This window comes from Polaromonas sp. YR568 (assembly GCF_943372955.1).
Taxonomy (GTDB): Bacteria; Pseudomonadota; Gammaproteobacteria; order Burkholderiales; family Burkholderiaceae_C; genus Polaromonas.
Genome location: NZ_CALSAL010000001.1, coordinates 851,911 through 864,602, shown reverse-complemented (window position 1 = coordinate 864,602; position 12,692 = coordinate 851,911). Strand labels below are relative to the sequence as shown.

Genomic DNA, 12,692 nt, shown 5'->3' with positions numbered 1-12,692 from the left:
CTACACTGTCCATCCCACATCACGAGGAAAATCATGGAACACCAACTCCCAGCCCTGCCATACGCGATCGACGCTCTGGTACCCCATTACAGCCAGGAAGCTTTCGAGTACCACCACGGCAAGCACCACAACGCCTATGTGGTGAACCTCAATAACCTGCAAAAAGGCACGGAGTTTGAGTCGATGACGCTGGAGGAGATCGTCAAGAAGTCCAGCGGCGGCGTGTACAACAACGCGGCGCAGATCTGGAATCACACCTTTTTCTGGAGCTGCATGAAGCCGGCCGGCGGTGGTGAGCCCAGCGGCGCGCTGGCGGCCGCCATCAACGCCAAGTTCGGTTCCTACGCTGCCTTCAAGGAAGCGTTTGTGAAATCGGCGGTCGGCAATTTCGGCTCGGGCTGGACCTGGCTGGTCAAGAAGCCTGACGGCAGCGTGGACATCGTGAACACTGGCCCGGCTGGCACGCCGTTGACCACCGCCGACAAGGCCCTGCTGACCGTTGACGTGTGGGAACACGCCTATTACATCGACTACCGCAACATGCGCCCCAAGTTCGTTGAAACCTTCCTGTCCAATCTGGTGAACTGGAGCTTTGCCGAGGCCAACTTCGCCTGATGCTGTTGCCACGGCCCTTGCACATTGCGGCAAGGGCGCCATGAAAAAAGCCGGTCATTGACCGGCTTTTTGCTTTGTTGCAAGGTGTGTGTCTGATGCTTTGCGGGGCGTCTTGCCGCGTCTTGTGGTCAGCGCTTGCCGTCAAACGGTGGACCTCCAAGCTTGACGCCGGCCTTGATGCCGCGTTTGGCAAACCAGCCCTGGTTCATTTCGAGAACATAGCGCACCGGCCTGGCGGAGCAGTGGGCATCGGTGGTCAGCGGCTTCATGTCGGCCAGATTGACGATGGTTCCGTCGTCAGCCACGAAGGCGGCTGTCAATGAAAGGGGGGTGTTCTTCATCCAGAAGCATTGCTTTGCGGCTTGCTCGAAGACAAACAGCATGCCCTCTTGCTGCGGCATGTCCTTGCGGAACATCAGGCCGATCTGCCGCTGCTCTGGCGTCAACGCCACCTGGGCGTCAATCAGATGCATGCCGGCCGACAGCTGAACCCGCTGCAGGTTGAGCTGTGGGCCTTCCTGTGCCGACGCATAGAAGGGCAGCACAAAGACGATCAACGCTGCGCGGCGCGCGATCCGGGAAACGAGTGAGTGAGTCATCGCGGCGGATGATCGCTGCACGACAAGGAAGGAATTCAACAGCATGGGTGGCTACCGTGGGAGTTCATTCGAGAGCATAAACGACAGGTGACAGAGTGGGCAGGCCCATGAAAAATGCCCGCAGAAGCGGGCATCTTTACGAAAGTCACCAGGAATTACTTCTTGGCTTCGGCTTTCTTGGCGGCAGCGGCATCGGCCTTTGCTTTTTTGGCAGCGTCAGCTTTGGCTTTCTTGGCAGCTTTGGCATCTGCTTTTGCGTCAGGCTTGGCTTCTGCCTTGGCTGCAGGAGCAGCAGGGGTGGCTGGCGTGGCAGCAGCTGCAGGAGCGGTGGCCGTTGCAGGGGTTGCAGGCGTGGCTGGTTTGGCAGGCGTAGCGGCCATGGGAGCGCCAGCGTGCGAAGCGGCAAAGGCGCCGGTGGTGAAGAGGCCAGCGATCAGAACGGCGAGGATCTTGTTCATTTGATATTTCCTTGATGTTTGATAGAAAAAGTACCCCGAACCTTTCGGAGGCCCTCCTGTAACGGCGTGCCATTGCTGCGCGTTGACACAAGGCTGCAAATTGATTTGTTCGAAAGTTTTACAGATAGACTTTAGGGGTTATTACTTAACTGCTGATTCAGGCGGCACGGTCGTCCGTGACGTCTGTTCCTCGTCAGCACACTGCGGAGATTCCCCCATGTACCAGCACATCCAAGTACCTGCCCAAGGCCAGAAAATCACCGTCAATGCCGATAACTCGTTGAACGTGCCCGATGAGCCAGTCATCCCGTTCATCGAAGGTGATGGCACTGGCGCCGACATCACGCCGGTGATGCTGAAGGTGGTGGACGCGGCCGTGGCCAAGGCGTACGGTGGCAAGAAAAAAATCCACTGGATGGAAGTGTTCGCCGGCGAGAAATCGACCCGAGTCTATGGTCCGGACGTCTGGCTTCCGGAAGAAACGCTGCATGCGGTGCGCGACTACGTGGTGTCCATCAAGGGGCCATTGACCACGCCCGTCGGTGGCGGCATTCGCAGCCTGAATGTGGCGCTACGCCAGCAGCTGGACCTGTATGTCTGCCTGCGCCCCATCCGTTACTTTCCGGGCGTTCCATCGCCGGTGAAAGAGCCGCACAAGACCAACATGGTCATCTTCCGCGAGAACTCGGAAGACATTTATGCCGGTATCGAATTCGAGTCTGGCAGCGACAAGGCGAGAAAGCTGATCAAGTTCCTGCAGGATGACATGGGCGTGAAGAAAATCCGCTTCCCCGATACCTCAGCCATCGCCATCAAGCCGGTTTCAATCGAAGGCACCGAGCGCCTGGTGCGCAAGGCTTTCCAGTACGCCATTGACAACGACAAGCCCAGCGTGACCATCGTGCACAAGGGCAACATCATGAAGTTCACCGAGGGTGGCTTCCGGGACTGGGCCTACGCGTTGGCGAAGAAGGAATTCGGCGCGGTGGAGATCGATGGCGGCCCGTGGATGAAGTTCAGAAACCCGAAAACCGGCAAGGACATTACCGTCAAGGACAGCATTGCCGACGCCTTCCTGCAGCAGATCCTGCTGCGCCCCGCCGAATACAGCGTGATTGCCACGCTGAACCTGAATGGCGACTATGTCTCCGACGCGCTGGCCGCCCAGGTGGGTGGCATCGGCATTGCCCCCGGTGCCAACATGAGCGACACGGTGGCCATGTTCGAGGCCACGCATGGCACGGCGCCCAAATATGCGGGCAAGGACTACGTCAACCCCGGCTCCGAAATCCTGTCGGCCGAGATGATGCTGCGCCACATGGGCTGGAAGGAGGCGGCGGACCTGATCATCAGTTCGATGGAGAGATCCATTGAATCGAAAAAAGTCACCTACGACTTTGCCCGGCTGATGGAGGGCGCCACCCAGGTCAGCTGCTCAGGATTTGGGCAGGTGATGATCGACCAGATGTGAAGGGACGTTGCGGCTCCAGCACGCCTGCTGCCTGGCGTGGCTGCGTGTTGCGTTCGCCTGGATCCATCCGACATGGTCCGACACCGCCCGGAAGGGATTCCGTGGCGGTTTTTCTTTCTGGCGGGTGGAAATCCAGGGCCGGAAATGCGAAATATCACGGACGAATGTCGCGTTCCTGCCACCAAAGCCCATGACGGACACACTGTCGGACAGTGGTCGCTAGAATGAATTCCATGGCAACCAAGTCTCCCAAAATCCCGGCGCCGCCCTCTCAGCCCGCCGTGCCGGGTGTGCGGCCCGGCGACACCGGTGGCTCAGACTCCGTGGTGCTCGAAAGACGCCCCCAGAAGACCAAGCCACCGCAGATGCATCAGGTGGTGCTGCTCAACGATGACTACACCCCGATGGAGTTCGTGGTGGTGGTGATTCAAGAGTTCTTCAACAAGGACCGCGAAACCGCCACGCAGATCATGCTCAAGATCCACCTCGACGGCAAAGGCGTTTGCGGCGTGTTCTCCAAGGACGTGGCCGCCACCAAGGTCGACCAGGTCACCGAGGCAGCCCGGAAAAACGGGCACCCGCTTCAGTGCGTCAGCGAACCCATTGAATAACCGGAAATCCGGCCAATATTGTCTTCAGTTGTCAGTCAATTAACCGCAGCAAGCCGAAAGGAAGATCAATGATTGCCCAGGAACTAGAAGTCAGCTTGCACATGGCGTTTGTCGAGGCGCGTCAGCAGCGCCACGAATTCATCACCGTTGAGCACCTTTTGCTTGCCCTGCTGGACAACCCCAGTGCCGCCGAAGTGCTGCGCGCCTGCTCCGCGAATGTGGACGACCTGCGCAAGGCGCTCAGCAACTTCATCAAGGACAACACGCCGCAGGTCGCCGGCACCGATGATGTCGACACGCAGCCGACGTTGGGCTTTCAGCGCGTGATCCAGCGCGCCATCATGCATGTGCAGTCCACCGGCAATGGCAAGAAGGAAGTCACCGGCGCCAATGTGCTGGTCGCCATTTTTGGCGAGAAGGACTCGCACGCTGTGTACTACCTGCACCAGCAGGGCGTGACACGCCTTGACGTGGTGAACTTCATCGCCCACGGCATCAAGAAAAGCGACCCGCCCGAGCCTGCCAAGGCCGGCGAGAGCGCAGCCGAGAACGAAGAGGGCGGCGAGAAGAACGAGAAGGCTTCGCCGCTGGAGCAGTACACCGTCAACCTGAACCAGCTCGCCAAGGACGGCAAGATTGATCCGCTGATCGGCCGGCAGTACGAGGTCGAGCGCGTGATCCAGATTCTCTGCCGCCGCCGCAAAAACAACCCGCTGCTGGTGGGCGAGGCCGGCGTGGGCAAGACCGCGATTGCCGAGGGCTTGGCCTGGCGCATCACGCAAAAGGACGTACCTGAAATCCTGGCCGAGGCCAATGTCTACTCGCTGGACATGGGCGCGTTGCTGGCTGGCACCAAGTACCGGGGTGACTTCGAGCAACGCCTCAAAGGCGTTCTGAAGGCGCTCAAGGACAAGCCCAACGGCATCCTGTTCATCGACGAGATTCACACGCTGATTGGGGCAGGTGCTGCCTCGGGTGGCACGCTGGATGCGTCCAACCTGCTCAAGCCTGCCCTCAGCTCTGGTCAGCTCAAGTGCATTGGCGCCACCACCTTCACCGAGTACCGCGGCATCTTCGAGAAAGATGCGGCCCTGTCGCGTCGCTTCCAGAAGGTCGATGTGGTCGAACCCACCGTGCAGGAAACGGTGGACATTCTCAAGGGCCTGAAGTCGCGCTTTGAAGAGCACCACAGCGTCAAGTACGCCGTGGCGGCCTTGCAGGCGGCGGCGGAACTCAGTGCCAAGTACATCAACGACCGTCATTTGCCCGACAAGGCCATTGACGTGATTGACGAGGCGGGCGCTGCCCAGCGCATCCTGCCAGCGTCCAAGCGCAAGAAAATCATCACCAAGGCCGAGGTCGAGGAGATCGTGGCCAAGATCGCCCGCATTCCGCCCGCCAACGTCTCCAACGACGACCGCGGCAAGCTGCAGACGCTGGAGCGCGACCTGAAAAGCGTGGTGTTCGGCCAGGACAAGGCGCTGGAAGTGCTCGCCTCGGCCGTCAAGATGGCACGCTCGGGCCTGGGCAAGGACGACAAGCCGATCGGTTCCTTCCTGTTCTCCGGCCCCACCGGTGTCGGCAAGACGGAAGCAGCCAAGCAACTGGCTTACATCATGGGCATCGAGCTGATCCGCTTTGACATGTCGGAGTACATGGAGCGCCATGCAGTGAGCCGCCTGATTGGTGCGCCTCCGGGCTATGTGGGTTTTGACCAGGGTGGCCTGCTGACCGAGGCTGTGACCAAGAAGCCGCATTGCGTGCTGCTGCTCGACGAGATTGAGAAGGCGCACCCGGACATCTTCAACGTGCTGCTGCAGGTCATGGACCACGGCACGCTGACGGACAACAACGGGCGCAAGGCCGACTTCCGCAACGTGATCATTGTTATGACGACCAATGCTGGCGCCGAGACGATGAACAAGGCGACCATCGGCTTCACCAACCCGCGCGAGTCGGGCGACGAGATGGCCGACATCAAGCGCCTGTTCACGCCGGAGTTCCGCAACCGCCTGGACGCCACCGTGAGCTTCAAGGCGCTGGACGAGACGGTCATCCTCCGGGTGGTCGACAAGTTCCTGCTGCAGCTTGAAACACAGTTGGCCGAGAAGAAGGTGGAAGTCACCTTCACCGACACGCTGCGCAAGTACCTCGGCAAGAAGGGCTTCGATCCGCTGATGGGCGCGCGCCCGATGCAGCGCCTGATTCAGGACACCATCCGCCGTGCGCTGGCCGACGAACTGCTCTTCGGTCGCCTGACCGAAGGCGGTCGCCTGACGGTGGACATGAAGGTGACCACCGACGAGAAGGGTGTGGAGACCGGCGAAGTCCAGCTCGACATCCAGCCCCTGCCGAAGAAGGAAGGCAAGGCCAAGCCGGAAGCGGAGCCCGCAGAAACCAACTGACGCAGGGAGGGGATGCGGGGACGGTAAAAAGTCCCTGTGCCCGCTGTCAAGTTGTCACCCAAAGGCCGGTAGCATCGCGCTACCGGCTTTTTCATTTCTGCACCGCGTTTCGCTCTGTCTTTTGCACCGACCCTTCTCACCATGACACCCCACGCGTCGCACACGTTTCTCTGGCACGACTACGAGACCTTCGGCATCAACCCCCGGCGCGACCGACCGGCGCAGTTTGCCGCCATTCGCACCGACGCGGAGCTCAATGAAATCGGCGAGCCGCTGATGATCTACTGCCGGCCCGCCAACGACTACCTGCCTGATGCGGAGTCCTGTCTCATCACCGGCATCACGCCCCAGCTGTGTTTGGCGCGTGGCCTGCCCGAGTACGAATTTGCCGCGCAGATTGAAGCGCAGCTCGCCCAACCCGGAACGATTGGCGTGGGCTACAACACCATCCGCTTCGATGATGAAGTGACCCGCTTCATGTTCTGGCGCAACCTGATCGACCCATACGCCCGCGAGTGGCAGAACGACTGCGGTCGTTGGGACCTGCTTGACGTGGTGCGCATGGCTTATGCGCTCAGGCCGCAGGGCATCCAGTGGCCGCTCAAGGCCGATGGCCGTCCCAGCTTCAAGCTGACGGATCTCACGGCGGCCAACGGCCTGGCGCATGAGGCGGCGCACGATGCGCTGTCCGATGTGCGCGCCACCATTGCACTGGCCCGGCTGGTGCGCACGGCGCAGCCCAAGCTGTTCGATTTTTGCTTGGGCCTGCACAAGAAGGACCGTGTGCTCGCAGAGCTCGGCTTGCCAGCCACGACGCAGGCGGCCCAGCCTTTCCTGCATGTGTCGGGCATGTTTCCGCCCGAGCGCGGCTGCCTGGCGGTGATGTGGCCCCTGGCGACGCATCCGACCAACAAAAACGAAATCCTCGCCTGGGATTTGTCGCAGGACCCGACCGAGCTGCCGTCTCTCGACGCGGCCACGCTGCGGCAGCGCCTCTTCACCAGGTCGGCCGACTTGCCTGAAGGCGTTCAGCGCCTGCCGATCAAGTCGGTGCATGTGAACAAGTCGCCGATGGTCGTGAGCAAGCTCAAGACACTCACGCCCGAGATGGCGGCCAAATGGGGTGTGGACATCGAGGCCGCCTTGCGCCACGCGGAAAAAGCCGCCGTATTGCCCGACATGAGCGCGATCTGGCCCGAAGTCTTCAAGCGGCCGCCCGAGCCGCAGCCCGATGTGGACGAAGACCTGTACGGTGGCTTCGTGGGCAACGCCGACCGCCGGCGCCTGAACCAGCTGCGCGACATGTCGCCCGCTGAACTGGCCCATGCGCGCATTGGCTTTGACGACGAACGGCTTGAAGAAATCGTCTTTCGCTACCGCGCCCGCAACTTCACCGACACGCTTTCGCCCGAAGACGCCGAGCGGTGGGAGGCACATCGCGTGGCACGCCTGCTCGAAGGCGAGGGTGGTGCACGCAATGTCGATGCACTGTTCGCGCAGATCGACACGCTGCAGGAAAGTGCTGACGAGCGCGGTGAAGAAATTCTGGGCGCGCTTTACGACTACGCGGAGCTGATCGCACCGGTAATGTGAGCCGCTTCCCCCGGCCGCCAGGCCGGATGCTTTTCCATGATCTGTGCGAAGAGCGGGCTCGCTTCAAATGCTGCCAGCCATTGCTGGAGCGCCGGCCAGTTCTGGGCGGCAAACCATGCCGGGTCGGTGTGCGCGAACTGGCGCACAAAGGGCCGCAGGGCCATGTCGGCCAGGGTGGCGCGTGGTCCGCACAGCCAGCCATGCGGCTTCAGGCGCACTTCAAGCTGACCCAGCCATTCGCTGCATGCCCGACGGTGTTCGGCGGCAAAACCGGACAGATCGGTAAGAGCGCTGCCTTGAGCCTCGTGCGAGTAGCGGTGCGGGTATTTGTAGCGGTCCAGGTGGTGTTTGAAGGCGCCATCGTTCTGTTCAATCAAGGCAAGCATGTCGGCCATGACGCTTGCATCCTCACTCAACCAGCCCTCAGGGTCGTGTTGGGCCAGGGCCCATCGCATCACGTCGAGGCTCTCGTCAATCACCGACGAATCAGGCAACACCAGCACGGGGACCGTGCCCTTGGGCGAGGCGGCCAGCATGTCCGCAGGTTTCTCGCGCAACACCACTTCGCGGAGTTCATAGGGCGTGGCACTGACCGCCAGCGCCAGCCGCGCCCGCATCGCATACGGGCAGCGCCGGAACGAATACAGCACGGGCAACGCCGGGGCCATCAATTCCCCTCATCGGGCGGCTCGCCCGCGCCCGGCTGCCGCACGCCAATGTGGGCTTGCTGCCGGGCTTCGGCCAGCGTCACCTGGCGCTGACGCTCGCGGTAGCCCGCCTTCTGTTCGTCGGTGGTGCTGGCATGGCAGCGTGCGCAGCTTACGCCCAGTTCATAGAGCGGCGACTGGCGGTCTTGCGCGCTCAGCGGGTGGCGGCACGAACGGCACAGCGTGAAGTCGCCCGGCTGCAGGCCATGGCCCACCGACACGCGCTCGTCAAACACAAAGCATTCACCTTCCCACAGGCTCTGGGCGGGCGGCACGGTCTCCAGATACTTGAGGATGCCGCCTTGCAGGTGATAGACCTCCTCAAAGCCCTTGGAACGCAGCAACGCGGTCGATTTTTCGCAGCGGATACCGCCGGTGCAGAACATGGCCACGCGCGGCTTCTTGCCGTTGGCCGGCGCGAGCTTGCCGCCTTTGGCCATTTCACGCTCGACCCAGCCCGGCAGCTCGGAGAAGCTGGTGGTCGCCGGGTTGATCGCGCCTTCAAACGTGCCGATGGACACCTCGTAGTCGTTGCGCGTGTCCACCAGCACCACGTCGGGTTCGCTGATGAGCTGGTTCCAGTCCTGCGGTTTGACGTACTCGCCAGCCATCAGGGCAGGGTGCACCTCGGGCACGCCCATGGTGACGATTTCGCGTTTGAGGCGTACCTTCATGCGGTAGAAGGGCATCTCTTGCGCCCAGGCTTCCTTGTGCTCCAGCTGTGCCAAGCGCGCATCGGAGCGCAGATAAGCGAGTACAGCGCGCACGCCTGTCTCGGGACCCGCGATGGTGCCGTTGATGCCCTCTGCTGCAAGCAGCAACGTGCCCTTCACGCCCTTCGCCTCGCAGCAGGCGAGCAGTGGCGCACGCAGGTCGGCAAAGTCGGGTAACTCCACAAACTGGTAGAGCGCGGCGGTCAAAAAGGGGGTGGAAAGTGGCGAGAGGGAGGGCATGAAAAGGAAAGGCAGGGCGAAACGGGGACGATCTGACAGACGCGATTCGAGAGCGCGGCATTGGCTGACAGTTTACTTTGCTGCGCTGCAGCAAAATAGGGCGTATGCTGTGTCCCATGTGTTGTATTGAGCGCGGATGGGCCCCCCATCGCTGCCTGTTCAAGGTCTGTCCATGCGCAAGAGCCTGAGCAGCCTCTGGCTCCAGAGCGTCCGTCAATTGGGCAAGCTGGGCAAGGTGCAGGCCCGACAAGGCCGAAAGCTGCTTAAAAACCTGCTGCCTGCGACCCCCCGGGCGACGGCCAAGGGACGCAATCACACACCACCACAGCAAGCACTGATTGATCCACTCAGCGGTGTGGCCAGCGTACCGCCGCTCATAGAACGTGCCATACGCCGTACCACCCGGCCAGCAGGGCAGTGGAGCAAGGCGTACTTTCACCCACCGGCTGAGTCATTGCCTGCGGGTACTGTGGCTAAACGGATGGGCTACTGGCTCTATCTGCCGTCGCGTCACGCATCAGTTGCGCAAGGCGATGCGGATGAACCCATGCCGCTCGTGGTGATGCTGCACGGCTGCAAACAAACGGCTACAGACATCGCCACGGCGACCCGGCTCAATGCGCTGGCCGACCGCAAGGGTTTTGCCGTGCTGTATCCGCAGCAATCTGTGGCGACTGACGCCCACCGCTGCTGGCACTGGTACCAACGCGACACTCAACAGGGTGGGGGCGATGTGGCGCTCATTGCCAGTCTTATTGATCGGGTGCGGGAGCAGCATGGGCTGGACGCCTCGCGGATTTACCTCGCAGGTCTGTCGGCGGGTGCTGCGCTGGCCAACCTGATCGCGCTGCACCACCCGGCACTGATCGCGGCGGTTGGCCTGCACTCGGCTCCGGTGTTCGGCACCACCGATTCCCCCGTCAGCGCCTACCGCGCCATGCAGCACGGTGCCATGCTGCTTAACAGTGAAGCAGCTCGGGAGTTTGCGCGCGCCGCGCCGCAGTTTCCGGGCATGCCGACCATTGTCATCCACGGCGACGGAGATTCGGTGGTCAGGCGCATCAATGCCAGACAGCTGGTCGAGCAGATGCATATCGTCAATGCGCCGTGGATCAGCAGTGAGCATCCGGTCGCGCGTCACCATGCCGGCCGCGCGGGCGGACGCAGCCCGCGCCACGGCTACCGCAGTCTGACTTATTACGCAGGTCGAAAGCCTTACCTGGTTCAGTGCGACATCGAATCGCTTGGCCACGCCTGGAGCGGCGGCGACGGCAGTGTGGACTACAGCACGCCTGCTGGTCCGAATGCCACCTTGATGATGTGGAACTTCTTCGCACTTCACAGGCGCCTGCCAGCAGCTTCACCGCCTCAGGCCGGCGCCGGGGCACCGGTGGAAATGCGAGCCGTGTCCCCAGTGACAGCGACTGAGGCCACCGCCTGAAAGCACGGCACGGGGCAGGCAGTCTGCGGGCTATCATCATTGGTGATTTCAACCCCGGACCCTCTGCCATGACCAGCTCCAGCACATCTCCTGCAAACACCGCGACTGCAACGCCGATGAAGGTGGCCGTCATGGGTGCCGGCGCCGTGGGCGGCTACTACGGCGCCATGCTGGCCCGCGCAGGTCATCCGGTGGTGATGATTGCGCGGCCGCAGCATGTGGAGGCCATCGAGCGTCAGGGTTTGCGCCTGCAGACCTCTGCATTCGATGAGCAGGTGGCAGTGGTTGCCAGCGCAGACGCCAGCGCGGTGCAGGGCGCCGACCTGGTGCTGTTCTGTGTCAAGTCCACCGATACCGAATCGGCAGGCGCCCAGATGCGGCCGTATCTGGCGCCTGGCGCGCTGGTGCTGACCTTGCAGAACGGTGTGGACAACGCCGACCGCTTGCGGACAGTGCTGCCCCACCACGAGGTGGCGGCTGCCGTCGTTTATGTCGCTACTGAAATGGCCAGCCCCGGGCATGTGCAGCACCACGGCCGCGGCGAGCTGGTGATTGAGCCCTCCAGCCGCAGCGAAGTGGTGGTGCAGGCGCTGATCGCGGCCCATGTGCCGACCGAGATTTCAGTCAATGTGCGCGGCGCGCTGTGGGCCAAGCTGATCCTCAATTGCGCCTACAACGCGGTATCGGCCATCACGCAGCTGCCCTACGGCAAAACCGTGGTCGGTGAGGGCGTGCAGGACCTGATGCGTGACGTGGTGGCCGAATGCATGGCGGTGGCGCAGGCTGACGGCGTGCAGGTGGCGGGCGACGTGAATGCCGCCATTCGCAAGATTGCCGAAACCATGCCAAGCCAGTTTTCGTCGACCGCACAGGACATGGCGCGCGGCAAACGCACAGAGATTGATTACCTCAACGGCCTGATCGTGCGGCGCGGTGAAGCGCTGGGCATTGCCACGCCGGCCAATCGCGTGCTGTGGGCGCTGGTGAAACTGCTGGAGCAGAAAGCGGCTTGAGTCGTTTTCCGGTGTGTCGTCACAGCCCGGTTGTCGTGAGCTGCAGTGTGGCAGGCACGATCAGCCCGGTACCGGTGAGTAGTAACAACAGGCAAACCAGCTTGAGTACCGCCTGCCGTGACCAGCCGGGCGGATGGCGTTCCAGCCACCAGGTCAAAGAGAACACCAGGGGCGCCGCCAGCAGGCACAGCCTGAGCGCATTGCCACTGAACTGCCCGCTGACCAGCACCAGTGCGAGGCGCATCAGTGCGCTGACTGCCAGCGCCGCAACAAGGGTGTCGCGTATCGTCTTGAGCCCCATCGGCTGACGGTACAACTGATACACCAGCGGCGGGCCGCCGGTGGCGAACAGACCGGTCAGAAGCCCGGACAGCACACCCCAGAGCGCAAACGACCCGCGGGATGAGCGTTGCTGCAAAGCAGCCGTCTGGCGCAACACCACCGCCGCACACACCACCACCGTGATCCCGAGCAGCAGCCGCAGCACCAGCGTGACGTTGGTCCCCAGCCAGCCCAGCAGCACCACGCCTGCCAGAATGCCGGGCACGCTTCCCAGCGCGATGTCACGAAAGGCGGGTTTGTCCAGCGTGCGACCTGACCGGCGCAGCGCGACCACCGCATTGGCCAGTGCCAGCACGGTTGCAACATTCGCGAGGTCAGCCAGCGGCGCCAGTTCCAGCACGCCCGCCAGCCCGAGCAGGATCAGTGCGAAGGCAAAGCCACTGAGATTTTGCGCAGCAGTGGCCAGTGCCACGCACAGCAGAAAGAGCGCTGTCTGAAGGATCGTCATGCCACGGCGCGCCTGAATGCAGCCGTGATGCGGTGT

Annotated in this window: 12 protein-coding genes; 7 read left to right on the top strand and 5 right to left on the bottom strand. The window is 62.3% G+C overall.

Annotated elements, in window-relative coordinates; all coding sequences use genetic code 11:
• Positions 1 to 33 precede the first annotated feature (33 nt).
• On the top strand, positions 34 to 615 hold the full coding sequence (locus AAG793_RS04100; RefSeq protein WP_341904387.1) for a Fe-Mn family superoxide dismutase: 582 nt from the start codon (positions 34 to 36) through the stop codon (positions 613 to 615).
• Between the two features lie 128 nt (positions 616 to 743).
• Here the strand turns inward: AAG793_RS04100 and AAG793_RS04095 are convergent, their stop codons facing one another.
• Together AAG793_RS04095 and AAG793_RS04090 are read right to left on the bottom strand one after the other, a co-directional pair.
• Positions 744 to 1,214, bottom strand: coding sequence for a DUF192 domain-containing protein (locus AAG793_RS04095; RefSeq protein ID WP_341904385.1), 471 nt, complete (start codon positions 1,212 to 1,214; stop codon positions 744 to 746).
• Positions 1,215 to 1,369: 155 nt separating this feature from the next.
• Positions 1,370 to 1,672, bottom strand: coding sequence for a cell envelope biogenesis protein TolA (locus AAG793_RS04090; protein ID WP_341904382.1), 303 nt, complete (start codon positions 1,670 to 1,672; stop codon positions 1,370 to 1,372).
• A 217-nt stretch (positions 1,673 to 1,889) separates the two neighbouring features.
• Between AAG793_RS04090 and icd the strand changes: the two genes are divergently transcribed.
• The 4 genes from icd (at position 1,890) to sbcB (ending at position 7,752) form a co-directional block, all read left to right on the top strand.
• Positions 1,890 to 3,143 (top strand): NADP-dependent isocitrate dehydrogenase, encoded by a 1,254-nt coding sequence (gene icd / locus AAG793_RS04085; RefSeq protein WP_341904380.1) that lies wholly within the window; start codon positions 1,890 to 1,892, stop codon positions 3,141 to 3,143.
• A 233-nt stretch (positions 3,144 to 3,376) separates the two neighbouring features.
• Complete coding sequence (clpS, locus tag AAG793_RS04080; RefSeq protein ID WP_341904377.1) at positions 3,377 to 3,754, top strand: ATP-dependent Clp protease adapter ClpS; 378 nt, start codon at positions 3,377 to 3,379, stop codon at positions 3,752 to 3,754.
• Positions 3,755 to 3,822: 68 nt separating this feature from the next.
• Positions 3,823 to 6,159, top strand: coding sequence for an ATP-dependent Clp protease ATP-binding subunit ClpA (clpA, locus tag AAG793_RS04075; protein WP_341904374.1), 2,337 nt, complete (start codon positions 3,823 to 3,825; stop codon positions 6,157 to 6,159).
• 141 nt (positions 6,160 to 6,300) lie between these two features.
• A complete protein-coding gene (gene sbcB / locus AAG793_RS04070) occupies positions 6,301 to 7,752 on the top strand; it encodes an exodeoxyribonuclease I (protein ID WP_341904372.1) in 1,452 nt (483 codons plus the stop codon).
• Here the strand turns inward: sbcB and AAG793_RS04065 are convergent.
• Positions 7,722 to 8,420, bottom strand: coding sequence for a glutathione S-transferase (locus AAG793_RS04065; RefSeq protein WP_341904370.1), 699 nt, complete (start codon positions 8,418 to 8,420; stop codon positions 7,722 to 7,724). The genes sbcB and AAG793_RS04065 overlap by 31 nt on opposite strands.
• Positions 8,420 to 9,412 carry a rhodanese-related sulfurtransferase gene (locus AAG793_RS04060; protein ID WP_341904368.1) on the bottom strand — a complete coding sequence of 331 codons (993 nt, stop codon included), beginning with the start codon at positions 9,410 to 9,412 and terminating at the stop codon, positions 8,420 to 8,422. Before AAG793_RS04060 ends, AAG793_RS04065 begins: the two co-directional genes overlap by 1 nt.
• Before the next feature lie 172 nt (positions 9,413 to 9,584).
• Here AAG793_RS04060 and AAG793_RS04055 point away from each other — a divergent pair, with 172 nt between their 5' ends.
• Both AAG793_RS04055 and AAG793_RS04050 read left to right on the top strand, forming a co-directional pair.
• Complete coding sequence (locus tag AAG793_RS04055; protein WP_341904365.1) at positions 9,585 to 10,853, top strand: PHB depolymerase family esterase; 1,269 nt, start codon at positions 9,585 to 9,587, stop codon at positions 10,851 to 10,853.
• A 116-nt stretch (positions 10,854 to 10,969) separates the two neighbouring features.
• Positions 10,970 to 11,866, top strand: coding sequence for a 2-dehydropantoate 2-reductase (locus AAG793_RS04050; RefSeq protein ID WP_341905408.1), 897 nt, complete (start codon positions 10,970 to 10,972; stop codon positions 11,864 to 11,866).
• A 19-nt stretch (positions 11,867 to 11,885) separates the two neighbouring features.
• Here AAG793_RS04050 and AAG793_RS04045 read toward each other — a convergent pair whose 3' ends face one another.
• The gene (locus AAG793_RS04045) at positions 11,886 to 12,656 is read right to left on the bottom strand and encodes a sulfite exporter TauE/SafE family protein (protein WP_341904362.1); all 771 of its coding nucleotides are present in this window, start codon (positions 12,654 to 12,656) and stop codon (positions 11,886 to 11,888) included.
• Positions 12,657 to 12,692: the final 36 nt, after the last annotated feature.

What these genes read in the sequence shown, in the direction of transcription:
- AAG793_RS04055 (WP_341904365.1), top strand. Translation starts at nt 9,585, where the DNA reads ATGCGCAAGAGCCTGAGCAGCCTCTGGCTCCAGAGCGTCCGTCAATTG.
- AAG793_RS04045 (WP_341904362.1), bottom strand. Translation starts at nt 12,656, where the DNA reads ATGACGATCCTTCAGACAGCGCTCTTTCTGCTGTGCGTGGCACTGGCC.
- AAG793_RS04065 (WP_341904370.1), bottom strand. Translation starts at nt 8,420, where the DNA reads ATGGCCCCGGCGTTGCCCGTGCTGTATTCGTTCCGGCGCTGCCCGTAT.
- icd (WP_341904380.1), top strand. Translation starts at nt 1,890, where the DNA reads ATGTACCAGCACATCCAAGTACCTGCCCAAGGCCAGAAAATCACCGTC.
- AAG793_RS04100 (WP_341904387.1), top strand. Translation starts at nt 34, where the DNA reads ATGGAACACCAACTCCCAGCCCTGCCATACGCGATCGACGCTCTGGTA.
- AAG793_RS04090 (WP_341904382.1), bottom strand. Translation starts at nt 1,672, where the DNA reads ATGAACAAGATCCTCGCCGTTCTGATCGCTGGCCTCTTCACCACCGGC.
- AAG793_RS04060 (WP_341904368.1), bottom strand. Translation starts at nt 9,412, where the DNA reads ATGCCCTCCCTCTCGCCACTTTCCACCCCCTTTTTGACCGCCGCGCTC.
- sbcB (WP_341904372.1), top strand. Translation starts at nt 6,301, where the DNA reads ATGACACCCCACGCGTCGCACACGTTTCTCTGGCACGACTACGAGACC.
- clpS (WP_341904377.1), top strand. Translation starts at nt 3,377, where the DNA reads ATGGCAACCAAGTCTCCCAAAATCCCGGCGCCGCCCTCTCAGCCCGCC.
- AAG793_RS04095 (WP_341904385.1), bottom strand. Translation starts at nt 1,214, where the DNA reads ATGACTCACTCACTCGTTTCCCGGATCGCGCGCCGCGCAGCGTTGATC.
- clpA (WP_341904374.1), top strand. Translation starts at nt 3,823, where the DNA reads ATGATTGCCCAGGAACTAGAAGTCAGCTTGCACATGGCGTTTGTCGAG.
- AAG793_RS04050 (WP_341905408.1), top strand. Translation starts at nt 10,970, where the DNA reads ATGAAGGTGGCCGTCATGGGTGCCGGCGCCGTGGGCGGCTACTACGGC.